The organism is Brevibacillus panacihumi (assembly GCF_003710985.1).
Lineage (GTDB): Bacteria > Bacillota > Bacilli > Brevibacillales > Brevibacillaceae > Brevibacillus > Brevibacillus panacihumi.
The window spans coordinates 1-22294 of the sequence record NZ_RHHT01000023.1 but is presented as its reverse complement, the minus strand read 5'-3'; the positions used below and the strand labels follow the sequence as shown (position 1 = coordinate 22294).

At 48.3% G+C, this 22294-nt stretch carries 18 protein-coding genes and 1 pseudogene; 3 read left to right on the top strand and 16 right to left on the bottom strand.

Annotated elements, in window-relative coordinates:
* Entirely contained in the window at positions 1–315 is a 315-nt protein-coding gene (gene arsR, locus EDM58_RS10710; protein WP_122913326.1) for an arsenical resistance operon transcriptional regulator ArsR, read from the bottom strand.
* A gap of 154 nt (positions 316–469) precedes the next feature.
* Between arsR and EDM58_RS10705 the strand changes: the two genes are divergently transcribed.
* On the top strand, positions 470–1303 hold the full coding sequence (locus EDM58_RS10705) for a DUF92 domain-containing protein (protein WP_122913325.1): 834 nt from the start codon (positions 470–472) through the stop codon (positions 1301–1303).
* Positions 1304–1398: 95 nt separating this feature from the next.
* On the opposite strand, the gene EDM58_RS10700 is transcribed toward EDM58_RS10705, so the two are convergent.
* The 15 genes from EDM58_RS10700 to EDM58_RS10630 all read right to left on the bottom strand — a co-directional run bounded on the left by EDM58_RS10700 (position 1399) and on the right by EDM58_RS10630 (position 21421).
* Positions 1399–1830: an SRPBCC family protein gene (locus EDM58_RS10700; RefSeq protein ID WP_122913324.1), complete on the bottom strand. Its 432-nt coding sequence runs from the start codon at positions 1828–1830 to the stop codon at positions 1399–1401.
* A 180-nt stretch (positions 1831–2010) separates the two neighbouring features.
* Entirely contained in the window at positions 2011–2559 is a 549-nt protein-coding gene (locus EDM58_RS10695; RefSeq protein WP_122913323.1) for a dihydrofolate reductase family protein, read from the bottom strand.
* Positions 2560–2883: 324 nt separating this feature from the next.
* Entirely contained in the window at positions 2884–4641 is a 1758-nt protein-coding gene (locus EDM58_RS10690) for a Rieske (2Fe-2S) protein (RefSeq protein ID WP_122913322.1), read from the bottom strand.
* An 86-nt stretch (positions 4642–4727) separates the two neighbouring features.
* Entirely contained in the window at positions 4728–5795 is a 1068-nt protein-coding gene (locus EDM58_RS10685) for a PQQ-dependent sugar dehydrogenase (protein ID WP_122913400.1), read from the bottom strand.
* Between the two features lie 394 nt (positions 5796–6189).
* Positions 6190–7230, bottom strand: coding sequence for an NADH:flavin oxidoreductase (locus tag EDM58_RS10680; protein ID WP_122913321.1), 1041 nt, complete (start codon positions 7228–7230; stop codon positions 6190–6192).
* A gap of 396 nt (positions 7231–7626) precedes the next feature.
* Complete coding sequence (locus tag EDM58_RS10675; RefSeq protein WP_122913320.1) at positions 7627–8220, bottom strand: TetR/AcrR family transcriptional regulator; 594 nt, start codon at positions 8218–8220, stop codon at positions 7627–7629.
* Between the two features lie 140 nt (positions 8221–8360).
* On the bottom strand, positions 8361–10007 hold the full coding sequence (locus EDM58_RS10670) for a HEAT repeat domain-containing protein (RefSeq protein WP_122913319.1): 1647 nt from the start codon (positions 10005–10007) through the stop codon (positions 8361–8363).
* A 312-nt stretch (positions 10008–10319) separates the two neighbouring features.
* Positions 10320–12083 (bottom strand): DUF4179 domain-containing protein, encoded by a 1764-nt coding sequence (locus tag EDM58_RS10665; protein ID WP_122913318.1) that lies wholly within the window; start codon positions 12081–12083, stop codon positions 10320–10322.
* Positions 12080–12637 carry an RNA polymerase sigma factor gene (locus tag EDM58_RS10660; protein WP_122913317.1) on the bottom strand — a complete coding sequence of 186 codons (558 nt, stop codon included), beginning with the start codon at positions 12635–12637 and terminating at the stop codon, positions 12080–12082. Before EDM58_RS10660 ends, EDM58_RS10665 begins: the two co-directional genes overlap by 4 nt.
* A 383-nt stretch (positions 12638–13020) precedes the next feature.
* Entirely contained in the window at positions 13021–13809 is a 789-nt protein-coding gene (locus EDM58_RS10655) for a sugar phosphate isomerase/epimerase family protein (RefSeq protein WP_221175407.1), read from the bottom strand.
* Positions 13810–13985: 176 nt separating this feature from the next.
* Positions 13986–14807 (bottom strand): macro domain-containing protein, encoded by an 822-nt coding sequence (locus EDM58_RS10650; RefSeq protein ID WP_246000660.1) that lies wholly within the window; start codon positions 14805–14807, stop codon positions 13986–13988.
* 99 nt (positions 14808–14906) lie between these two features.
* A complete protein-coding gene (locus tag EDM58_RS10645) occupies positions 14907–18251 on the bottom strand; it encodes an AAA family ATPase (RefSeq protein ID WP_122913315.1) in 3345 nt (1114 codons plus the stop codon).
* The gene (locus EDM58_RS10640) at positions 18232–19986 is read right to left on the bottom strand and encodes a hypothetical protein (RefSeq protein WP_122913314.1); all 1755 of its coding nucleotides are present in this window, start codon (positions 19984–19986) and stop codon (positions 18232–18234) included. Before EDM58_RS10640 ends, EDM58_RS10645 begins: the two co-directional genes overlap by 20 nt.
* A gap of 304 nt (positions 19987–20290) precedes the next feature.
* Positions 20291–20887, bottom strand: a complete 597-nt coding sequence (locus EDM58_RS10635) for a GNAT family N-acetyltransferase (protein ID WP_246000650.1) — start codon at positions 20885–20887, stop codon at positions 20291–20293.
* A gap of 195 nt (positions 20888–21082) precedes the next feature.
* Entirely contained in the window at positions 21083–21421 is a 339-nt protein-coding gene (locus tag EDM58_RS10630; RefSeq protein ID WP_122913313.1) for a DUF1801 domain-containing protein, read from the bottom strand.
* 266 nt (positions 21422–21687) lie between these two features.
* Here EDM58_RS10630 and EDM58_RS10625 point away from each other — a divergent pair, with 266 nt between their 5' ends.
* Both EDM58_RS10625 and EDM58_RS26010 read left to right on the top strand, forming a co-directional pair.
* A complete protein-coding gene (locus EDM58_RS10625; RefSeq protein ID WP_122913312.1) occupies positions 21688–22041 on the top strand; it encodes an ASCH domain-containing protein in 354 nt (117 codons plus the stop codon).
* A 52-nt stretch (positions 22042–22093) separates the two neighbouring features.
* Positions 22094–22294, top strand: a pseudogene (locus EDM58_RS26010) (hypothetical protein); the annotation flags it as partial.

Here is a 22294-nt window from a genome sequence, read left to right as displayed (position 1 = left end):
TTAGCAGCAGCTTCCTTTGCCTGTTTTCCGGAAAATACAACAAAGCTCTTCCGACAACAACTGATTCACTTCGCTGTCATTCAAATCGTAATAACTCCATGTCCCTTTTGTTTCTTTCATAATCAGGTTTGCGTCCAACAAGATCTTCAGATGATACGACAGCTTGGATTGCGGCATGTCAAAAATCTCGGTTAGATCGCAGACGCATGTTTTCCCTCTCTGGCAAAGTTCATACATAATTTCTAATCGTTTCTGATCAGCAAGAGCTTTGAATTTCTTCTCATATTGTTCTAGCTTCTGTTTCAAATCGTTCATCGAAGACTACCTCATTCATCAAATTTTCTTGATGTATTAATTATATGCACGGATTCCCAGAAAATGCAATCCCTAATATCAATTTTTTTTGATTAATCGGCAACTCCCTTTCGATGTAAGGTATAATAGCTCAGAGCAAAGGGGGAAGAACGCTTTGGATTGGTTAATAGGTCTGGCCTGCAGTGCAGGGATTGCGGGGACGGCTTATGTAAAACGGTCGCTCTCCGGTTCCGGCTTTCTAGCAGCGGTGATGCTTGGCACAGTGATGTACGCGCTCGGAAGCGCGATCTGGTACGGCTCCCTTATCGCTTTCTTTGTTTCATCGACTTTTTGGTCCAAATGGAAAAGGCATGCAAAGGAAGCAGCAGAGAGCGGCTATGAGAAATCCGGGACGCGTGATGCAGGCCAGGTGCTCGCTAACGGCGGGCTGGGGCTGCTGTTATGTGCAGCAAATTGGGTGTATCCTCATCCGCTTTGGTGGTATGCCTTCCTCGGCGTTATGGCTGCGGTCACAGCCGATACCTGGGCTACGGAAATTGGTGGTTTAAGCCGCAAGTCACCGAGATCGATCAAGACGGGTCGGATCGTTCCTCCTGGCACGTCCGGAGGCGTTTCAAGCCTCGGTATAGGCGCTTCACTGGCCGGTGGCCTATTTATCGGCATCGTAGCGTGGATGCTGCTTGCGGTGTCCAACCCATCTGCGTCAGAAGCGACAACGGCGGCCCTTCGACCAGCCTCCTGGGTCGGAATAGCCGGGCTCGCGGGCATCATAGGGTCGTTGACCGATTCTTGGATTGGTGCGACATGGCAGCAAATGTACCGTTGTGCCGCTTGCGGCCGCGAAATTGAGCAAGCTCGCCACTGCGGCATGCCAGCCGTACCGATTCGCGGACGCGTCGGCTGGAACAACGATGTCGTCAATGTAGCCGGCTCGCTCGTAGGAGGCGCGTCTGCCGTCTTGCTTGGGCTTGCGCTCGGCTTAATCTGACAGCTAAATGCTTTGAATCTCCTCGCGAACCCGAATGTTCCTGAGCCTGCAGCGATAACAAAGCGCATGCCGATTGCCGACATGCGCTTCTAATATTAATTTTTGACCGACTCGGCATATTTTTTGAAGTTATCTAAAATGGCCTGCCATCCGGCTTGTTGCATCTCGATTGTATTGGTCTCTTCCGCTTCGAACGATTCGATGATTCGCGTGTCGTTCTCTTGGCGAATGAAGACGATCTTCACTTTTCTACCGTCGCCAATCGTATAGGCAATACTCTCATTCACACTCACTTCGTCGTATACCCCGCTGAAATCAAAGCCAAAACTGCCGTCTTTCGCTTCCATCCTCGAGACAAACTTACCGCCGACCTTTAGATCGTTCTCGGCATATGGCGTGTGCCAATCATCCGAAGCGTTATTCCATTGCTTGATATGCTCCGGCTCCGTCCAATATTCCCACACCTTTTCAACGGGGGAATGAACGACCGTTTCTACTGTTATTGTTACCGGATCATTTTTAGCCATGAGATAGCCTCCTTCGTATAAGTAGAAGCAAACATGTATTTCGTGATAGAAGAGCAATTTCCTTCATATAATGTAACAGAAAGCTGGATGCTGCATTTCTTTTCGATTGCTATTCTTCCCTCTTCATGCGAAAACGCCAATACGAAAGCAGCTTCCCGCTCGCATTGGCGCAGATCGATGTCAAGAGCGCTCATAAGTGAGTTGCACAACCCCGGAGGAGAACGTTCTTGTAGTAACCAATGTTACATTCAATCTTTCTTTTATATCATGAAACAATGGTTTTCCTTCTCCCAAAATGACTGGGTGAACAGATAATCGATATTCATCAACAAGCCCTAAATTGATAAAAGTTGTAATAAGACTTGCTCCACCATATAGCCAGATGTCTTTGCCAGGCTTATTCTTTAATGCGTTTACTTCTTCAAGAATATGATCATTTATAAATATCGCTTTATCGTCAGTCGCTTTTTGTGTCCTAGAAAACACATATTTTTCTTTACTATGAACGAGTCCCCACAGTTCTTTTTCCGTATCGGATTGATGTATTTCTGGGGTAAATTGTCCCCATAATTCATAACTTTTTCTTCCGTATAAAATCGTATCAATTTGATCTAAGAAATTCATAAACCCCATCTCCGGGTCCATGATGCACCAATCAACTTCCCCATTTTTCCCTTCAATAAAGCCATCTATAGTAACCGCTAAATCTAAAATGATCCTTCGTTTCATGATTTATTACTCCTTTCCTTGATTTAACACCATTATAGATCTTTAAATATGTCACCTTATGTCATATTAATAACAAAAAGATTTTCAACCATGTTGTCTGTTCGCTCAATACCTGGCTAGTTATTGGTACCGCTCCGTTGCTCGGGAGAAGTCTATCGTTCATGTATAGCAAGAGCGTCCTGCTAATTTTCAGGACGCTCTCGATCTTGCTATCAATTAATCCACTATATGATGTGAAGCTGCTTCACTCTTGCTCCATTTCCTCGCTCCTTTCCTGACAGCAAAAGAGATGCCAAGGATCCCAAACAGAGCTTAGCTTTCAGTTTACGCCTCTTCGAATAGCCGCTCGCCTCGGTACAGCCGTGTTGCAATGTGGGCGATATGCGGCAGTTCGCGAGGTGTAGGGGCATGGGCCGCCAAATAGCGAGTTGCCGCCAGAAGCATCGTTTCACCAGCACGGGCGGCGAAGGCGTCGTTGCGCGTTCTCCAGAGCCCATATTCGGCGACCGCCGCTTCGTACATTTGAAAGGAATGGAATTCGGCGTCTTCGCGTAAGAGCGCATGGCCCAACGTAGTAAGCAGGGCGTCCGGGTCGCCGCCGGCGTGTAGGTAGCCGACTGTCCAGCGCGCCGCTTCCTTCACCTGCTGGCGTTGATCCAAAATTTGCAGCAGCTGCTCCGGATTGGTAATGTCCACCGCGGGCACGGCCGAGCCATCCGGGCGGTGTGCCGAAGGGATATTCAAAAAGCGATCCAAATAAATGCTGATTATCCCGTGGTAGATTGCCCGGATGAGCAGAGGATGGGTCGAGCTGCGCAAACGCTCATGTACGGCATGGGTATAGGTAAAGGTATGCAAAACGGAGATCCAATCCCCGAAATCATTCTGGGTATGGAAACGGACGATCCGTTCCGCTGCGGCCAAAGCAACCAGTTGGGCCAGTTGCGCCGGATGTGCGCCGGATTTCAAGACCTCTGTCACAAGGTTCACCGTTTCAAGGGGTTCGTCGCTTAACAGCTGCTCCACAATTTTCTTCTCGTCCGCTTCGGAAATATCTATATAGGGCTCAGTCAGAGGGAGGCTTTCCAACTGGACGAAGGCTTCCTTAAGCGGAGCGACAAGATTCACTGGCGACTGCCATTGATGAAGCTCCTCGCTGCGGGTCGGATTGGCGAGGAGCCGAACCAGTGAGGTCAGCGTCTGCTCGGCGTGCTCTTCGCCGATAAGGCCAAGCGCTTCAAAGGCTTTATTATGGAAATCGAACGTATGGCCGCCGTCCAAATAAAAGTGGTCCGTCGCCGCGATCAACATCATCTCAGAAAGCTGCTTCACGGAAGCCCCCTTCCGGATCGCCGTGAGCAACACTCTTTCAGCCCCTTGTGTGTCGCGAACCTCGATACAGTTGCGGTACCATTCCGTCAGCCGCTCGAATGGCACGTCAGCCCCCGGCAGCGGCTTAAGCAAATGTCGCGCCGCGGCGCCGGAGCTGTTGCGAGCCACATGAAGCAGTCCTTGATAGAGAGCGAGGATCGTTCCTGCTTTATCCAGCTTCGGCAGCACATTTGCCATCGCGGTGAGGATGGTGAGCCCCGAATTCCAGCCTCTCCCATAGGCGGTACCGAACTTGATGCCGATCTTCGTGATTTCCGCTGCTGGAACGCCGGCTTCCACCAAGCCGACGACAGCTTTGGCAATCACGAGACCCAGATTTTGCTCCAGGCCTTCCCGCAACCGAAGTTTGTATTTCTCAATGCTGTTCGCCTGTTTTGGATGCGGATTCACCCAAACTACCCCATCTTCAATTTTCACTTCATAGGATGGAACATCGTCCGCCCACGGATCCAGTGTTCCACCGCTGCAGACGTCAAAGCGTGCATGATGCCAATGACAGGTGAGTATCCCGTCGCACAAGCTACCCATATGCAGGGGAAATCCCAGGTGCGGACAGCGATTGTCTACCGCGTAAACCTGCTCCTCATGATAGAACACGGCGATCCCGCCGTGGATTAGCTTGTGGCCCTTCTCTTGGATTGACGCCAGTGTACCCGCATTGATCCAAGGCTGGCTTTGGTTTTGTTGCATACCTGTCCCTCCTTACTATTCTGTATTTTCAAACAAAATTTACCACCACCTTTTAACTTTGTGAATATTTATATTTATTATGTATATTAATATCGTCCAATGCTCGTCAATAGTGAAATTTTGTATAGCTTATCGTCATTCTCCTGTGGAGCCCCACGTCCATCCGTGTTATTGCTAATGAAATAAAGAAAGCCATCTTCAATCAGCACATCTCGAATTCTGCCAAGTCCGGTTACTACTTCCCGATATCCACCTGTTTCAAGGTCAAACTCCAACACGGCAGACCCTCTTAGTGCGGCAACATACAATTTGCCATGATAAGAGTCCATTCCAGATGGCGCCCAAGTTGCCTCATCTCCGGAAGTAAATCGCGGCGAAACCATCCCTTCTTGTTCCTCATAGCCTTTGATAATCGGCCAGCCATAATTTTGACCAGCTTCTACTTTGTTTACCTCATCATTTGCATTGTTTCCGTGCTCGCTTGCATATAGCGTTCCGTCAGGCAACCAGGTCATACCTTGAGGATTTCGATGGCCATAACTATAGATGTAGGAATTCGGAAATGGGTTGCTATCTGGAATCGACCCATCAAGATTCATTCTTAACATTTTCCCGCCCAGTGAATGAAGATCTTGTGCTATACCCGCTTCAGATGCATCACCGGCTGTAGCATACAGCTTTCCATCGGGCCCAATTTTCAGCCTTCCTCCGTGATGATAGGTACCACTTGGAATTTTATCGAGCAGCAAACCTTCTTCTCTCCAAACGTTATCCTCCAAACGAAGGGTAACGATACGGTTAAATTGTCCAGAGTTGTCCTCATACGTATAATAAGCATACGCTCGGTGCGATTCTAAAAAGTCAGGAGCAAGTACAAATCCCAATAACCCTGCCTCTGAAGCTGTGGAAATCTCTTTCTCAAATTTCACGCTTTGTCTAACCATTTTTCCGCTCTCCACTTTTACGATAGCGCCTGCTCTTTCCGTCAAATAGAAGGCATTACCCAGCTTTTCTATAGACCAGGGAGCCTTAAGGTTTTCAGCTAGTATTTCGTATCTTTGCTGTTCGGGCTTATCCACAAAATTTTCCTGTGCAATTCCTGCTGTTTGTTGTTCAGTGTCAGAACAGCCCGCCATGAAAGGCATTGCCAGCATAAATGCTGCGAAAAATTTTATCACCACTTCACTCACCTCTATCTTTCGTAAATCATTTATGAAGGAATCAACAAGGAATACATTTTATCTGAAAATTTAGATATCAACAGCCGCAGATGCACTGAAATAAACACCCTCTTTCTTATTTTTGTTTTTACTGGTTTAAACCATTGATGAATCAACATCTATTTATCATTATAAATAGAAACCCGATGCGCTCAAAGGTTAAATGAACGCCATTCGTTGATTACTCAACAAATCAATAAAAATGGTTCACAATGCAATGACTCTTGGCTTGAAAAAAAGCAGTGGCGGACTAGGAACTCGAAAGACCTAGACCGCCTCTGCTCTTATTGTTATGGACTCTTCTCTTCAAGACAGACCAACATACGGCTTAATACAAAGTTTTCACCGCTTCGGCCGTGAAGGGAAGCAGCTCGTCGAGCCGGCCGTCGCGAATCTTGCTGGCCCATGCGGGATCGGCCAACAAAGCCCTGCCTATGGCCACCAGATCGAATTCTCCACGCTCGAGCCTTTCGATCAGCCCGTCAATCTTGGTGTTGTTTGAGCCCTTACCTTCTGTAAAGAAACTCATAAATTCAGTATCCAGTCCGACTGATCCGACCGTAATTGTCGGTTTTCCCGTCAGTTTTTTGACCCATCCCGCCAAATTCAGCTCGGAGCCGTCGAACTCGGGCTCCCAGAAACGGCGGGTGGAGCAGTGGAACACATCTACGCCCGCCACGGTTAACGGCTTCAGGAACTGCTCCAGTTCAGCCGGCGTTGCCGCCAACTTCGCCGTATAGTCCTCCGACTTCCATTGCGAGATACGCAGGACGATCGGAAAGTCCGGGCCGACAGCTCGGCGGCAAGCTTCGATAACTTCTACCGCAAAGCGGGTGCGCTTCACCATGTCGCCACCATAACGGTCAGTTCGTGGGTTCGTTTGCTCCCAGAAAAATTGGTCGATCAAATAGCCGTGCGCGCCGTGAAGCTCGATGCCGTCGAAGCCGAGCCGCTTGGCTTCGGCTGCTGACTGAGCGAAGGCCTGAACGATGGCGGCGATGTCAGCTTCCGAATAATCGCCGACTTGACCACGAGCTCCCATATGCCAAATCTGCGGGATGATCCGTCCGCCGACCTCGTGCACCTCTGCCAACACGTTCGCCCAACCTTTTAACGCCGTTTCGCCGTAGAAATGCGGTACGTTTGGTTGATTGGACGCATCCGGATGATCGATGATCGTACCTTCAGTCACGATCAATCCGACTCCGTTCTCCGCCCTGCGGCGGTAATAGGCGGCTACGTCTGCGGTCGGCACGCCTTCCGGGGAGAATTGGCGGGTCATCGGCGCCATCACGATGCGATTGGGCAGCGTCAGATTACCGATTGCGAACGGTTGGAACAGGGCTTGAACGGATTGCGAGTTTGTCATAAGAACCTCCTTTAGTGACGAACACTTTCTTGACTACAAAGTCAAGAATATAGCAAAAAAATGAGCTGCATCTTTGATTTTTCCCTAGTTGTGCCCTACCAATCCCTATGCCTCACCTCCTTTTTCGCGTCTCATTCTTGACTGCATAGTCAATAATGTCACAAAAAAAAACAACTCTTGCTAAATCAAGCATCTCTCCCCCGCCCGGGCGGGAGACGATCGAGCTTTTCGCTCTACGGACCATAGCCAGAACCGACCGTGCCATCCTCACGTCTCCCACTCCGCATTTGGGTGAGAATGGTAACAGACACCAAGTGCGAAGGGGCAAAATCGCGGGGGGCTCTCGTCGTCCAAGCCCCCCTCCGCTCTCCACCCCCGCACTCGGATTGCCTGACTCTAGCCAGCGTTCTCCGATGTCATCAGCGCCAATGACGTACACAGCACCGCTTCGATCTGCTCTCGGGAAGCGCCCGACTTCTCCATCACCTTCGCCCCGCTAAGCACGTTGTTCAGGTAAACCGCGAGCTCTTTGCCGGTCTGGCGTTCCGTAATAAGCCCTTGCTCCTGGCCGTCGCGAATGATCCTTTCCAGAATACGTTCCACCTGATCGAACATCAGCGTTACTTCGCGGTTGACTTCCCGGTCGTCGTATCCGAATTCCAACGCGGAATTGAGAATGAGACATCCCCTGGGCATTGTTTCTTCGTTTTGATACAGCGTAGCATCGCAGATGGCCTCCAGCTTCTTCAAGGGCGACACCTCCCGAGAGGCCAATTCTTCCAGCATGACTATGCTCTGTTCGCGATAAAGCGCCAACGCTTTTAGGAACAAATCCCGCTTGTCTTTGAACACGCAATACAAGCTTTGCTTCTTCACTTGCGTCGTGCGGGTTAAATCTTCATAGGAGGTCGACTTGAAGCCTTTCGTCCAGAACACTTCCATGGACTGGTGAAGCGCACGATCGACATCGAATTCTCTTGGTCTGCTCATATGGGCATCTTATCAATTCTTGACCACGAAGTCAAAAATTCACTCGGATTCGTTGGTCATCAAAGTGCGAAATCAACCCATACCTTCCCCACATTGTAAAAATGAGTTATTATTGATCCGCCCATTCTTCATCATCAAACTTATTCAGTAAATCGTCTTGAGGTTAGAAACTCAAACTCCTCAGCTATATACCCCGGCAGGAACACCCGAACCTTATCAAAAATTTCTTTGATTTCTTTTCGTTTTTCATCGCTCATTGGGACATAAAATCTCGTGTTGTATCCACTAGTCCAATGTTCGATATGCCGTATCGCTGTATCACGGATTTCTTCTTCCTCCGTAGCACACGATCGTAACAAGAATAGAATGCTGTTGGCTTTGCTTAGCTTCGAAAATAAAAAGAGAATGTGTTTCTTCACATGAGCCCTTTCATCATTTTCAAATATCCTCCAAAGCAATTCGGCCTGGTGCAGGTCAATCATGCCCGCTAAAATTTGTCTCGCTTCACGAGACACGCTTCGCTTGTCAGATTGCAATGAATCGATAAAGACCTCGGTGTTATCTTCCGGATTAAGCGTTCCTAGTGCTTTCACTGCCGCTCTATGTAACTGAGCATTTACATGACATAAAAACGGAGTGACCCACTGTGCATCAGCTTTTTCACCAGTTTCACCCAATCCAACAATCGCAACCTGTATCAGTCCCTTATCTGTCTCTTTGAGTGTTTCCCGGTAAAAAGAAGGGTAGTTTATTAGCTGATCTTTTAGATAGTACCTGGCCATTTCGCGAATTGTCTTATGTCGGTCCAACAGAGCAGCAAGCAGTTCTTCAGTAGACTGCTCTGGAAAACGATCCATGTACGCTTGTAATACCAGTTGCCGAATAGGAGGAAAAACGTCACTCCTGAATCGTTTTAACCAAGGATTTAAACAAACGTTTGAGTAGCTTTTACAAATATGTTTCACGATTTGTAGCCTGATCAAGGCATCTGATTGACACAACGCTTCTTCTATCACTGACTTTTGATCCATATCGGGAAGGTTGATCGCCGTTTCAAAACAAAATCGTCGAACAGCCGGGTCTTTTGAGTGAAAACCGCTTAGCAGCACATCCCGATTTTGGGGATGACGAAATACCTCATAGATTTCATCTACTAAGTCAGAGAACTTTTCTCGCGTGTAGTAATCCGACAGATGTTTGATCAGATATATTGCTTCAAGGTAGTATTTTACATAGTCTGAATGTAATTTCTGCTTAATAGCCTTGAAAGCCAGGAAACGGATTTTGGGCTGCCAATCGTTCAAGCGAAGAAACAAAAAGGGAATATCTGCTCCTGAAGCCTGTTTTGACAACACTTCAATAGCCGCTTCTCTTACATACCCATTGCGATGGAAGCTGCAAATTCCAATAAAACTTACATCAGATTCATCTCTTATTGGATGAGCCTTGATGCTCTCAGGTAATAATTTATGCCATGCCGCCAATTTGTCACCGTAGTGGTCAGGAGTCAGCCTCCGCATATATTGATCCAGGCCAATCAAGTCTTGCTTCCGATGGTTGGAGATAATTTGGTGTATAGCATCACGCGCTTTCTTGCGTATGGTTTGAGTCTTATCTAAAGCAAGCGGTAATAAAAACGTCAGTGTAAATATACTTTCAGAATTAGCCAACGTCTGTAAGATTTCTATTTTACGTTCATCTATATTTTTAAAAAGAACATCGAAGAACGTGGTTTTTTTATATAGCTCATCGATTAAGTGATGTTCCTCTTTTGAAATGCCTTTCATTATGCCATACACTCCTTTGTAAACGAAAAAGAGCTACCCTCGCACAGGTAACTCAATAAACAGACCATTTCTAAGTTGCAGCTCCGCGATGGGACTATCTGAAAGCACCCATTCCAAGTATTAGAAGTTATCTTCAGTCTAATACTTTATTATCCAGTCTACAACTTTAAACATGATTATCTCTGAACCTTTGACCAATCTGCGACTAGTTGGCCGTACGAGGGACTTGTTACATCACATGGACAAGCCCCATCTCTTATAAAAGGGTACCGCCAGCCATCTGCAGAAAGCAGCACTACTGGTTAAAGTCTCCTATTTTTCTGAGAAAATGGGTACTTCCCAGTCTACATTGCGATGCTCAACCATCCTTTTCGTAGCGGTGATGGTCAGTTGCTTTGGAAACGGCTCGATGTTTAGCACGAACAGCGAGCCGGTCAATTGCGCCCGTCCATTTTTATAGTCGGTTCGATCGATAAAATACTGTACGTCGTCGTACTTTTTGCCGTTTTCGTCCGTGATGGACCAATAGGCACTAAATGGGAACATGGCCGCGGCCTCTTCCCCAAGCGTTCCTTCAAAGGCAAGTTGGTACCCTTCCAGCTTTGTAGCGGTTCCATCAGCGTTAAAGCTGTAGGCACCATCATCAAAACCTTCGACATCAACTACTCTATTCGCATCTTTCTCATACTTTTTAAAGGTAAAGCGATCACCTTGATCTTCTGCTGTAACCGGTGCTTTTTCTATGCTATCAAGGTCAAGTGTTGCACGGAATGCCGCCGATTCTTCGGTATATACAGAACCAAGCTTGAAGGAAATAGCTGTACTTGGATCAATGAGCTGGAAGTAATGAAAATCTCTGGACCCGTTCTCCAGTGGCAAAGAATGGCGCCAATTCAAACTATCGATCACATTTTTTTGTTTGTTGGCTCTCCTCATTATTTCCTTAGAATCCCATGCTCCAAGAACAGTACCTCGATCATCTACAAGCTCATAGCTGTAGTCCTTTCTCCGTTTGTCCTCTGCATTGCTTCGATCGATGACCATTTCCACTCCACTCGGTGCAAACGTGATCTGTTTCACATCTAGCTTGAGTCCTTGCGGGGTGGTGTAGGACTTATTGATTTCGTGTGTTTTTGTAGCGGCTTTTGCCTTTTTCATGTCGACAGGCACTGACAGCTTCCAGTTACCTTTTGTATCACCTATTTTTTTGATATCAAATTCTACAAGCAGCTCGTCTGGAATCTTGCTTAGATCATCAAAATAGCTTCGTAGCTCCCGGCTCAAGAACAGAAAGCCGGCCGTATTTCTTGCACTATCCCACTCTTCATTGGGATTACGGATTGATTCTTTTCTTGTGTCAGAAGGGGGTGCAGGCAGGAGAATGTTCCCCTTTTGGTCCTTGATTGTAAAAATGGGTTCTTCGTCTGTCCTTGCAAACATATCCTGCCAAAAGATTTCGAGTGGCTTGCCGTTTTCATCTCTTACGGAAGCCAGTATGCTAATTCGCAGAGGGTCAGCCACAACCTCTTTTATTTCGAGTGTGATTCCTTGATCGGTCGTGCTTTTATTAACTGGTTGCGCAAATCCATTTTGGGCAGCTTTGCGAATGCCGATGTCGTAAGCCATTTGCCGTATATCCTTACTCTCAGAGGCTTCGGGAGCAGATCTATCGATTGGGCTGCTCGTGAAAGCCGCATTTACATAACCGGCAAAGGTCGGGGAAATGAGCATTCCCGAAGAGACTACGACTGTTAAGGCGGCGGCAGCAAAAGTCACTCTTTTCATGATGGTGATACTCCTTTTCTTCCACAAGGATGTGGTTGGCATAGGGTTGGCACGATTCAAAACTCTCACTGGATGCGGAGAGAGCGTGCTAATAATTTTTTGGTCCAGGTCCTCTGAGAGGGAGTTTTCCCAAGAGGTTTCAACTGTTTCTTCCAAATGATCAATCCATTGCTCCAGCTGTTTTTGGCAGAAGCTACAGTGATCGAGGTGACTTTCTAGTTTCTGTTTGTTCACTGTTAATAAACGATCTTCCATGTAAGCGATCAGTTGCTCTTGCGTAAGGCACTTCAAAGCGGGTGCCCCCCTTTTTTCTCCGTTTTGATAACTTGCTCGCGTAGCTTTTTTCTGGCGCGGGACAGACGCATTCGCACCGTATCTACAGACAAAGACAGCTTGCTGCTGATCTCTTGGTAGCTCAACTGCTGAAGATAATGAAGGGCCAGAACGGTTCGATGCTCTATATCGAGGACCATCATCTGCCGCCTGAGGCCAGTGCGTTGTTCCTTCACCAGATAGGCATCCTCTGGAGCAGGACCATCGTCTTTCAGTTCTACATCCATCTCTGCGAGTAAAGGAGCCCGTTTTCGCTTGCGCCACTCATCAATCCCGCGATTAATGGCGATCCGATACAGCCAGGCTGAGAAGGAATGGTTGGGCTTGTAGTCTGGCAGGCTGTAGTTAGCTTTAATAAACACTTCCTGCACGATGTCCTCAATGTCATAAGAATGCGGGAAGCTTTTTTGGAGAATAGAAGCGACTTTTCCTTTGTATTTGTTGACGATCAGAGCATAAGCTCCTTTGTTTCCTTGAAGAACCTTCGCAATGATCTCCTGATCATCTTGCATGCTGTTACCTCCTAGCAAAAAGGGTGCTGCGCAGCCGTTCCTTTTTGTTCGTTCACTACTATATACGATGGGGGAAAGCTACCCCTCTCGAACTTTTTACAAAACGATAGAAAAAAGATGCTCTTCCTGTTCAGTGAAAATAAAGTATTAGACCGGAACCCCTACTGGCACAAGGAGTTCCGGTCTTCTTTATCACGAGATATTTGAAAATTAGTTTTAGAATCAACGATAGAGTGAAGTCATTCATGGCTCTAAACTGAATCATGTGTTTCTAGGTCTTGAAAAACTTATTGCAATTTGTTCACCGTTAGCCCCTACTATTAAAAGCAAAACGCCGAATAAGAAAAATCCAACAGGAATTCTTACTCCACGATCAAACTCCGTTAGCGTAATGCTTCCAGCCTTTTTGCTCGTTCAAACGCTTTATGTAAAAACTCTTTAGCCGATAAATTCTCATAATCCCAATTCATGGCCTCTATTGCAGTCGCACCTGAATAATTCGTTTCCGCAATTTTTTTCATAGTTGTTGACCAATCAATCGTACCGTCAAAAGGTAACCCGTGTTGGGCATGACTCCCATTATTATCATGTAAATGTAGTGCCATCAACTGGGACCCGAACATGGATAATAAATCATCGCTTGGATAGTAGCGGTAGTGATGCCCGCAGTCATAACAGAATCCGATACGCAGGGAATCCACTTGCTCCAGGACGTATGCCAAATTGGTAAGGTTCCGCAAATTCTCCAGTGCAACATTGACCCCAAGCTGTTCAGCTTTTTCGGTGATTCTCTTGATTCTATCCAGTCCCAGTGCGTTATATGGTTTGGAATCATTAGGCAGGTGCACCACCATTGTCGGAATCTCAAACTCGGCGCAATCTGCAACACATTGCAAATAACAATCGGTTAAGGCTTCACCGTCCAGATTGTCAAGCCAGAGGTTGTTTTGGTTTTTGACAGGCGTGTGGATATTTTCTATAAAAAGACCCACTTCTCGCGCAGATTGCGGCCCGTTGCGGTAATCGTCATTCCGATTAAAGTCTTCACTCCACCACATTAAAACGCCATCAAATCCGGCTTCTTTTATTAACTGATAACGTTCTTTTATCGGCAATTCATAGCCAAACCAATCATAAATGGTAATCATAAGTCGATTCCCTGGTACATTCATAAGAATCCTCCTCGTTTCCCAATAATTGGTGCGTGTGAAGCTATGTTATTATACTATGAATGAATTGGCATAGGTGTAAACGAAAAAGAGCTACCCCGGCACAGGTAACTCAATTAACAGACCATCTCCAAGTATTGAAAGTTATCTTCAGGCACAAAATCCACCTATCGAATGCTTTACACCTCAAACTTGCTAACATAACGCAAATACTCTTCCATCTCTTCTAAATCATACCGATTTCGCATAAAAGCATCGGGATGAATAACGATGGTCAGCTTCTCACTGAATTTGCAGCATTCTACAGCAAGCATAAACGTATTTACGATATCGTGGATCAGCTCATAACGGTTCACGTTCAAACGGTTTCTTCCGCTACCGATTACAGGGATGATCAAATGTTCTTTTCTGCCTCGCTTACCGATATAGTCCCACAAGCTATTCAACGCTGTCCTAAATTGCTCACGATTCGGTATTGCCCTGCCATACTCATTAAGTTCAGCCGTTGCAACAATATAGGCACCCTTCACTTTAGCCGAATTAAGTTCAAGACGTGCAGCTGTGCCGATAGGATATTTCCTTACTTGATTCCCTTGCAAAGTAATCATTTCACTTGGCTCATGCTTGAGCGCGTCCTCCAACACCCGTTCAAAAGCGGCCGGATTCTCGTAAAACTGGTTCCGCAGCTGTGCCTGTACGGCTCCTTCATCCAGATGATCGTGTTTAAACAGGACATTGGACGGGACGATTACCGCACCGCCGCCGACACGGAAGACGTCATGAACGGTAATTTGCAGCGTAATGTCTTTGTCCTGCAGCTTTACGGTTCGGGTAAGTCTCGGACGGCTCATCCACAGCGCCAAGGCGATCCCGATGAGCAGAGCGGCCCAAACAGGCGGTTTTACAGGGGAGCCGTCCCTTTCGAAAAAAAATCCGGCAAATTCGATAAACGTCCATATGACCGAAAACATCGCGATCCAATGTACAAGGAAACGTTTCATCACAAACGAATACTTCCATGCATGTGTCGAAAAAAATGCCCTTATTCTTTTTCTCAAGGCTGCGTTCCCCTTTGTCTAGCAAGTCGCCTGCTGCCCGGCCTATAGCTGCAGGACACGCACCGCACGTTCTTGGTCGGGTACAAAAGACTGAACCTGGATGCGAATCGGTCCTTCCGGATAACGCTGCAGGTGATAGGACTGGAAGCGCTCCTGTAAAAAGCTGAATTTCCGCCGAAACAGCGTAGCAACCTGCGGATTGGCCGTTGTGAAAAATATTTGGGTTCCGTGCGTAATCGTGATCTGCCGCAAGAAGTCCAGCAATCCAAGCACATTCAACTCGTCCATATTGGCAACCGGTTCATCCAGCATCAAAATCCTCGGTGCTGTATCCATGACCAGGTGCATCACGAAAAACACGGCGAGGATCACAGCCGTCCGCTGACCGGTGCTCATCTGGTTGATGGTGCAGCTTACACTATTTCCTTTTCGCTTGGCGACGATTTGATTGTTCTCGTTCCATTGAAGCGCCTCGAACTCATTCGGTGCATGCAGCGCCACGAATAGCTGGCTGATCGCCTCGAAGTTGCTTCGGACGAATTCATCTCCGTACTCTGCAAGCTGCTTCAGCCCGGAAAGCACTCTCAGTGCTTGGTCGCAGCGGCGCAACCGTTCCGTTTCGGTTTGGATCTGCTGCATCAGTTCTAAAGCTACACTTTCTCTTTGCTCCAGCAACAGGCGCGGTTTGAGGATTTCCGTCAAGCTCGAACACTCCGCGATCAATTGCTCCAGGTAGGAGCGCCAATCTCGCCAGGAATGCTCCACACTGATGTGAACATTATGCTCGTGCAATCGCTCATATGCCTGTTCAGCCGCAACCAGATGCTGCCTGGCGCTGGAAAGCTCTCTCTCCAGCTTCTCCAGCTCTTCCATGCGTTTTCTTAACTCCTGGTGGTGATTCTCTGCTTGTCGAATCAGTTCCTCGACCGTTGCGGATTCTTCAAGGGCCTTCTCGATTTCCTTTTGGTGCAAATTCGCCCGCTTCTCAAGTCCTCGTACGAGCTGTTGTCCTGTTGCCTCCGTCCCCATCTCCGTCCGGACGGATTCGAGCTGCGGCGATTCCAGAAGAGCATCCAGCTCGGCCATCAGCTTTAACGTAAACCCTCGTCTGTCCAAATCTTGCGCTTCCTGCTCAAACTGGCGGCGCTCAGCTGTTTTCTGTTTTTGTTGTTCTGTGCATGTTTTCAGCACACGCTGCAAGTGCGCGGGATCAAAGGCTTCCGGGATTTCAACCATCATCAAGCGGTTCTTGCGTGCCAACAAATAGGCGTGCAGTTCCTGGAATCGAATCAATACACGGTAGCGTTCTTTGGCGGCTTCATAGACTTCATGCTGTGCCTGCGAGCGTATTTTGCTGTGCTCTTCCTCTTCCAGAAGCTTGGTAAGCCATTCGTCGTCAGCATGGATTCCCTTTTCAATGGCTTGCAAAAGCGTTTCCGAGGTCGTATGATCATGCCCGCACATGGGGCAGCGGGATTCACCCGGATTTGCCTCCAAGTAGTGACGGCCATCTACTTTGATCTCCGAAGCAAGCCTTTGCAGGAAAGAGGAACGCTCCTGCTGAGCCTTTGTTCGCGCCATCGCCTCCTGGTAATGCCTTCTCGCATCCCCCCATTGGGTTTCCGCTTCGTCCATCTGTTTTCTCGCTTCGTTTACATCTGCATACTCGGTCGCTGCATCTGCTACATCCCCGTAAAGGCGAATGACAGCCTCTATTTCCATCAACTCTTCTTGAAGCTCGGCCAATCTCTGCTCGATCCATTTCCTGCGATCACGGGAACTGCTTTGATCAAATATCCCCACCTTGCCTTGAAGCTGCTGGGCCAGTTGAAGATACTGATCGCGTATTTTTTCGTGATCCGATATGAGCATTCGCAAAGCATTCCGCTGCTCCACCAATTTCTCAGCAGACGAAACCGTTTTGAGCTGTTCCAATACTTCGTTCTTTTTGTTTTGGCAGTCGGTTAGTTCCGCGTGGTTAGCGGCGATCGCCGACTTTAGCTGTCTGCCACTTTGAATCTCCCCTAAATTCGGATGGATCAGGGGGCGACTCACGATCTCCAGCTCTGTCAGGCGAGGCTCCAGATGCTGCAGCCACGTTTCGACCTCGGACAGAGTCGCATCCTCCTCCAATATCGGGTACGCATAATGGCAGTTTTTCATCCATTTCGCGATCGCGTTTCGTTTCATTGCGGCTCTGGCTCTCATCAATTCGGTTTCTAGCGCCTGCCCGTCTTGCTGCTCGGCAAGCTTTGCTTCCAGGCTTGCCAGAGTGCGCTGAATCCGATTGGCTCTTTTCTGCATTTCATCTCTATGCTGCTTCCATCGTCTCTCGACACGCTCTAATTGCTCGCCGTAAATCACGCGGGCAAAAGCGGTCCGGTAATCGATTTGGCTGTCGTGGTTAAAGCAAAATTGGTGGACTGCCTCGGAAGAAAAGTAATTATACTGATGAAACATCCGATTGATCTGGCTTCGCGCTTTAGGCGCCACCTTCTGCCTGTAGTATGCGATCTCGCGCTCTTTCTTTTCCTGTTCGGAAGGCACTCCCTCGAATACCCTTTCGTCTCCCGAAAAGGTCATTCGTCCATCCCATGATTCTCTTATTTCTGAATCGGAGAGCAGATTCCGTTGAATCGCCCCGGTAAATGCCAGCTCGATGCACTCTAGCACAGAGGTTTTTCCCATCCCGTTCGGACCTGACAACAGATTGACTTGGGCAAATTCCAATTCTGGCGCACTCGACAAAAAATGAGAGCGATACGCTTCTCCAAATTGCAGCGTTCGAATCGGGCCAGTCGGCTTTTGAGGAGGGGCTTCCATCGTTTCTTTGTGAGACTCCTGCGGAATCGATTCCATCGTGTCGTCCAAGTAATGACCAATCGAGGCATCACTGTAATCCTGCAGACAAAACCCCAGACCAAAAGGGGCCAAAGCCTGTTCCCACTCCTTGAGCGGGTCTGCGGCTACTTGCCCATCCATGCGAGTCGGCAGCTTGGCTGTCGGCAGCCGCTTGGCAAGATCGGACCAGGTTATGATCAGCTTCTTGCCGTAGCGTTTTCCCCGCTCCACCCGCACCATTCGCTCAATCGGGACTTGCTTCAAGTCATCCTCTTCCAGAATGAAACACAAATAAAGGTTCCAGCTCCAGTCCCCTTTCAGCCGAAAGTAGAACGGCGCCAACACTTGCTCTTCAAATCTCTCGTATTCCTGGAGATTGGCCGTAACGCCCAGAAAGTCATCCAGCGCCATCGGGACCAATATGTACTTACCCAGCGTCACCCCTTGCCATCTATGGGTCGCTTCATAGACTTCCCCGCACAGATGATGCTTCCGGACAAAGCTGAGACCGCATGCGCGGATGAGCTTAATCAAACGGTTGTTCAATCGACACACCTCCATGTGAGATATCCGTCCTGTTTTCTACCCGGTCGGGGCTGGTAAATTCCTCGCTGACTTGAGGGTAATGCGTGAGTTCCCCCGTGGCTTTCCTGGCAAAAACGCAAATGGAATCTCCCAACAATTGACGGCCGTATGGGATCTCCCGCCAAATCCCCTCTGCCGTCTTTATCATTTCGCTTTCTCTCTCCACATAGCTGACGAGGGCCCCGCCTTTTTCATTCCCCGATTTGGGGATCAAGTTAAAGGGAGTCTCCTTTGCCAGCATAAACTGATACCCTCCCTGCAGCTTTCGGAGCTGAGCAGGCAGCGTCCTTTCGCTTTTCAAAATGCGAATCAGATTCGCCACCCTGTCTGCTTGACGCACCCGCCCTGGCTCGCAGGCATCGTCAATGTGATAGCTAATCCGGGAGCATTGCTCACTCCCAGACAAGACGAGCTCTCCTTTTTCCAAGTGACCCAGGCAAAGTCCGAAAAATTTGTCTCGCTCTTCGACGCTGGCATGGACGGGAAAAGCGAACTCGCCTGTGGCTTCTTGCGCTAATTCGTCAGGCAAAGCAGTTTGAAAATGCAGGGTGGAAGCTTCCCACCCATCGTTTCTCTCATTGGGCAGGTATAGCTTGCTGGCTTGTACCGTACCCGAGGGTTTCACGATGGCCGGACCTCCCCCATACGGCTTGCGGACAACAAGCAGCTGAAGATGTTCATTCTTATGCGCGAACCACACCTTGTATTTCTTATAATCTTCGAATGCAAAGCCGAGCCCGTGCTTGATATTCTCATTTCGAACGCTGCGCAGCTTTTCGGCCCACTCATCGCCGCCATAGTTATGGAACCGGCGATAGATACTCGACCACGGCGTTTGAACCACATGTTTTGCCCCCGGCATCTGTTCCGGGAAAATCGCGCTGCCTGCCGCCCAGTTTGCGGTAATATAGATCGTCGAGTTCCCCCACTCCTGGCTGAACAGATTGTTCCGCAAGCTTGCCAATTCGCCGTTTCGCGGTGCGGGATTCATCTGCGGATGCAAGATGATCAATTTCCGCTCATTGCCCCCCGGAAAAAACTTGCTTGAGTCTTTCAAGTCTGGGTGAAAAGCATCCGCGCAAATAATCGAGACCAGCTGGTTCGGCTTCTGATCTCCAAAGAGTACGACGTGTTTTCCTCTGGATAGCCCATCTCCCTCGCAAACAAAGATGTCTTCTCTCATTGGTTGAAGCTTTAGCTGCGGCACGATACAAAGCTTGTCTCCTCGTTTGGATTGAAACAGGTAGAGAAGAAACCCCGCAAAGTTTTTCCTGTACGCCTCTTCCAGCGCCTTTTTGCCAACGTAGGCACGATCCGACCACTCATTTATTTTCTCTTCGAATATCTCCCAGGGCACGCCTTCGCAGCATAGACACCACAGCTTATTCGGATGCGGCTGCAATTCTGTCGTACAAATGATCTCGTCAATCAAGGGAAGCGGAATCGCATACTCGGGCGTCAGGAAGATATCAGCCCGATGAGCTCTCGCCAATTTCAGCGCCTCCCTACATTTATATGCATGCAACTCGCTAGCATTTCGCACTCCCATTTCCGGATGCGCGAGGACGTCCCCTCTGCACTGCATGCGCAACAGCCGAAACGTCGGGTCCTCAATCTCCAGAAAGTCAAAAGAAGGCACGATGTCTTCGCTCTCAACCCCAAAGCACCGTTCGATCGGAATAACCGATATCGTCATGGAAGTTCCCTCCCTACTATCACCAAATATTTCCATAGTTTTACTATTTATACAATAGCATCAATATAGGGTGAAAGAAATAAACATAACCATACAAATTAAAACCCTGTAACGGCTTGTGTTGGGCCGCTACAGGGTTTATGTCGAATTACATATTCGTGTTCAGAACCTAAGACTTTTTTCTTCAAGGCTGAGCCTCCTGGTGATCTACTGTTCTGTATCGCAATGGCTGGAAGCACTGGCACAAGCAGCTCGCCGAGGCAGACGGCCAATCGGTGGCCTCGGCGAGCCGTCGCGCATGAGCTCAATCGGACGGCGTGCCCGGGTACCACACGCCGAACCATTGCTCGGCCCCGTAGTCCTCGAATCGCTCCACCTCGGTGAACCCCAGCTTCGCCGCGACGCGCATCGCGGCCTCGTTGGCGGTCTGGGTGGAGAGCACTACCGGCTCACCGGGATGCTGGTCGGCGAACCAGTTGAGCGCCGCTGCGCACGCCTCTGTGGCGTACCCTTGTCCCCACGCCTGCGGCAAAAACATGTAGCCGAGCTCAGGTTCCCCGCCCTCTGGACGGATGTGACCCTTACGCTCCGGGGCGCGCCGATCGAGCGTGATTATGCCGATCGTTGTTCCGTTGAGCTCGACCACGAAGAAGCCGAAGCGCTGCCCGGGCACCTCGGGCAGCGCGCGCTCGAGCTCGTCACGCGGTCGGGAGCCGCCGACGTAGGTGCCCACCTCTGGTGAGGAGAACAGGTCGATCAGCGCCGCACGGTCCCGGGCCTCGGACTGGCGGAGCACGAGCCGCTCGGTCTTGATCGGAGCAGGTGGCCAGGCGACTGGTTGCACTGTGATCTCATCGGACATGATGTAATCTCCCTTCTCTATTTGATTCTGTTTGTCCATTTCTCAACTTCCTGATAAGCTTCCTGTGATATCGTCATTCCTTTTCCCATTTTACATTAAGGAAACCGAAAGCAGTAACGATGCTAACCCTAATGTTTCACCCTGTATTTTTATAAAAAAGAGTAAAGGACATATCTCCTCTACTCTTAGAGTACAGCTTTAATGTTTTTTACTCACCATTTCTGATTCACTTTGTTAAAGAGAACTGGATGCTTTAGTCAAAAGCTCAGCCAACATATTGTAATCGGGTAAATCGCCTTCACGAATTTTGAGCCATTTCCGTTCAGCAGGGCCTTCAAATCCTTTAGGCACTTCCAGACCAGTAGCATTCATGATCATAAATGAAATGGCGTCCTTGGAAGGAGAAATTACCGCGGCGTAATGTCCATTTTTTAAGAAATGTGGCTTTTTGTATTGGATTCGTTCTTCTACTTCAGGAATGGATACATGGATAATCTGGCGGAGTTGATTAGAAACTTCAATCTGCCACGGCTGATTAAGGCTTTCAATAAAGGTTGTGACCTCCTGGTTCATTGCGTACTACTCCCTCCTGGTAATAATCGGTGAGAATTTTAGCCATCGAAAACAAAACAGCATCCGAATTCCTTATACTAATTTTCCTAAAGCGATAGTAGCATGATTGCAGCAGCAAGATTTCTTTTAGATTGCTGTGATGCCTTACTGCCTGTTAGCGTAACAAAGCTGCCTGCCTGGCATCACCACGGCAGCTTTGTCGTGCTTGTGCATTCATGGCTTGACTTATGATAAAGTGGTTTAGAAGAAAAAGGAGGGTGGCATGTATGCAAAATCAAATGGATTCTGACGCTTTACCGCCAAAAACCTGTACAATCGATCGTTTAATTACCGTGAAGCCGGATATCGAGAAAGTATTGTCGGGACAAAAAACCGCTTCACGGCGCAATGGACGCTACGCAGATGTTGGTGAAATCATGACACTCGAAGGCCATAAATTTGTCATAGACAAGGTTTATTCACAGTCGCTCGGGGAATTAACGGATGATCATGCCAAGCAAGAGGGATATTCAAATGTAGAGGAATATAAGCAATCCATTTTATCAATTCATCCAGGGATGCCTTGGCTGCCGCAAATGCGTGTGTGGGTCCATGAATTTAGCCCGGACAAGGAAAAATAAGGTGAACATTCTATTATATAAGACGATTCTTTATCTACATATTCTCAGCGCTATGATGTCCATTGGCCCGTTTTTTGTTCTGTTACCCATGATGAAAAGATTGCGAGAGGCTGACCTCACCAAACAAGAAGCCTATCTGGATACATTCAGGTCCACCACACGTTTGGCGAAGCATGCCGGTCATGTTTTGGTCATATCCGGGGTATTGCTTGTCATGGGTGGGTATTGGTCATGTTTTTGGCAAGTAAGAAAT

Excerpts from the sequence above, each read along its gene's own strand:
- arsR (WP_122913326.1), bottom strand. The coding sequence starts at position 315 with ATGAACGATTTGAAACAGAAGCTAGAACAATATGAGAAGAAATTCAAA.
- EDM58_RS10700 (WP_122913324.1), bottom strand. The coding sequence starts at position 1,830 with ATGGCTAAAAATGATCCGGTAACAATAACAGTAGAAACGGTCGTTCAT.
- EDM58_RS10695 (WP_122913323.1), bottom strand. The coding sequence starts at position 2,559 with ATGAAACGAAGGATCATTTTAGATTTAGCGGTTACTATAGATGGCTTT.
- EDM58_RS10690 (WP_122913322.1), bottom strand. The coding sequence starts at position 4,641 with ATGCAACAAAACCAAAGCCAGCCTTGGATCAATGCGGGTACACTGGCG.
- EDM58_RS10685 (WP_122913400.1), bottom strand. The coding sequence starts at position 5,795 with ATGCTGGCAATGCCTTTCATGGCGGGCTGTTCTGACACTGAACAACAA.
- EDM58_RS10680 (WP_122913321.1), bottom strand. The coding sequence starts at position 7,230 with ATGACAAACTCGCAATCCGTTCAAGCCCTGTTCCAACCGTTCGCAATC.
- EDM58_RS10675 (WP_122913320.1), bottom strand. The coding sequence starts at position 8,220 with ATGAGCAGACCAAGAGAATTCGATGTCGATCGTGCGCTTCACCAGTCC.
- EDM58_RS10670 (WP_122913319.1), bottom strand. The coding sequence starts at position 10,007 with ATGAAAGGCATTTCAAAAGAGGAACATCACTTAATCGATGAGCTATAT.
- EDM58_RS10660 (WP_122913317.1), bottom strand. The coding sequence starts at position 12,637 with ATGCAAGATGATCAGGAGATCATTGCGAAGGTTCTTCAAGGAAACAAA.
- EDM58_RS10655 (WP_221175407.1), bottom strand. The coding sequence starts at position 13,809 with ATGAATGTACCAGGGAATCGACTTATGATTACCATTTATGATTGGTTT.
- EDM58_RS10650 (WP_246000660.1), bottom strand. The coding sequence starts at position 14,807 with ATGAAACGTTTCCTTGTACATTGGATCGCGATGTTTTCGGTCATATGG.
- EDM58_RS10640 (WP_122913314.1), bottom strand. The coding sequence starts at position 19,986 with ATGACGATATCGGTTATTCCGATCGAACGGTGCTTTGGGGTTGAGAGC.
- EDM58_RS10635 (WP_246000650.1), bottom strand. The coding sequence starts at position 20,887 with ATGGACAAACAGAATCAAATAGAGAAGGGAGATTACATCATGTCCGAT.
- EDM58_RS10630 (WP_122913313.1), bottom strand. The coding sequence starts at position 21,421 with ATGAACCAGGAGGTCACAACCTTTATTGAAAGCCTTAATCAGCCGTGG.
- EDM58_RS10625 (WP_122913312.1), top strand. The coding sequence starts at position 21,688 with ATGCAAAATCAAATGGATTCTGACGCTTTACCGCCAAAAACCTGTACA.